Origin of the sequence: Lunatimonas salinarum (genome assembly GCF_017811155.1) — a bacterium.
In the GTDB taxonomy this organism is placed as follows: Bacteria; Bacteroidota; Bacteroidia; order Cytophagales; family Cyclobacteriaceae; genus Lunatimonas; species Lunatimonas salinarum.
This window is the reverse complement of the sequence record NZ_JACVCV010000084.1, coordinates 1-975: the sequence shown is the minus strand read 5'-3', so window position 1 is coordinate 975 and position 975 is coordinate 1. Positions and strand designations below refer to the sequence as shown.

The 975-nt window shown below is 49.2% G+C and carries 1 protein-coding gene; it reads left to right on the top strand.

Annotated elements, in window-relative coordinates; all coding sequences use genetic code 11:
• Positions 1-2: 2 nt before the first annotated feature.
• A partial coding sequence (gene ltrA / locus IAQ59_RS22000; RefSeq protein ID WP_342450742.1) for a group II intron reverse transcriptase/maturase occupies positions 3-975 on the top strand: 973 nt, incomplete at its 3' end.

The following is a 975-nucleotide window of genomic DNA, read 5'->3' as shown; positions in this document are numbered from 1 at the left end:
GGGTGGACGGCATGCAGGTCACCGAACTGTTTTCCTACCTGGAAAACAACAGGGACAGGATTGCCACTTCCATCCTGAACCACACGTACGTACCTCAACCTATCAAGGGGGTTGAAATCCCCAAGAGCAACGGAAAAACCAGATTACTGGGAGTACCCACGGCAGTGGAAAGGTGGCTCCAACAGGCGGTAAGCCAAGTGCTGATGACCAAATATGAACTTACGTTCGAGGAACACAGCTATGGCTTCCGCCCCGAAAAGAACATCCATAAGGCAGTTACACAAGCCCTGAAAAACATCAACGATGGCTATCAGGATATCGTGGACATCGACCTTAAGGGGTTCTTTGACGAAGTTGACCACTCGGTTCTACTTCAACTGATCTACCAACGAGTAAAATGTCCTACCACCCTACGGCTGATCCGAAAATGGCTGCGTGCACCCATCCAGATCAACGGAAAACTGCACAAACGTAGAAAAGGCGTTCCGCAAGGCTCGCCACTCAGTCCGTTGCTGTCCAATATCCTACTGGACTTGCTGGACAAGGAACTGGAACGGAGAAACCTGAAATACGTCCGTTATGCGGATGATTTCAGCATCTACACCAAGTCAAAGAAGGAGGCCAGAAAGGTGGGCAACGAGATTTACCTCTTTCTGAGGGACAAGCTCAGGTTGCCCATCAACAGGGAGAAAAGTGGCATCCGAAGACCATCCGACTTCGAGCTGCTGGGACATGCATTTGTCCCAACTTACGAGAAGGGAGTCAAAGGAAAATACCAACTGGTGGTGAAAAAGAACAGCTGGGACTCACTCAAACGCAAACTCAAGCAGATCACCAAGAAGACCAGACCGTACAGCTTCGCAGAACGGCTCCAAAAGCTTAAAGAAATATGGATGGGATGGGTAAATAATTACCGCCTAGCCAGTATTGCATCAAAGCTGAAATCACTCGACGAGTGGCTGAGAAACCGACTTA